This window comes from Comamonas halotolerans (assembly GCF_030162935.1).
GTDB classification, from domain to species: Bacteria; Pseudomonadota; Gammaproteobacteria; order Burkholderiales; family Burkholderiaceae_C; genus Comamonas; species Comamonas halotolerans.
This window is the reverse complement of sequence record NZ_JASAUZ010000046.1, coordinates 1-438: the sequence shown is the minus strand read 5'-3', so window position 1 is coordinate 438 and position 438 is coordinate 1. Positions and strand designations below refer to the sequence as shown.

Sequence of the window (438 nt, the reverse complement as noted above, 5' to 3'; positions counted from 1 at the left end):
GGCCCTCCTTCGGTGGCGCGTATGGCGCTGCTGGCCTGCGCATCGGCTGTGGCGCCTTCGCTGGCTTGTCCCTGGGTCTGCGCGCTCGCCTGCAGCACTTTGCCGATGTGCTCCAGCCCTGCAATAGCGGGCAAGTCCCTGGGCGGCTCGGGCTCTTCGGGCAGGTCTGCCTTTTGCGTGCGCGCGCTTTGGGCCAGCTGGCGTGTCAGCTCCAGCGCTTGCTCCAGTTGCTCTTGCTCGCTGTCTCCTGCCAGCAGCTCGCCTTGCCCCTGGGGCTGCGCGTGGGCGCTGATGAGCACACCGCTGCCGCCTCGCACTGCGCCTTGCGCGCTGCTTGCCAGCTCGGCCCCATGGCCCCGGCCTGCGCCGCGGGCATTGTCGTCTTGCTGGCGGTGCGCCCCCAGGTGCACGCGGCTGCTGGCCTGGGTGGTCATCAGC

General features: G+C 70.8%; 1 protein-coding gene. It reads right to left on the bottom strand.

Going from position 1 to position 438, the window contains the following annotated elements; genetic code table 11:
• Positions 1 to 438 (bottom strand): type VI secretion system Vgr family protein (locus tag QEP11_RS15630; protein WP_284337581.1); only part of this gene is annotated, 438 nt, incomplete at both ends.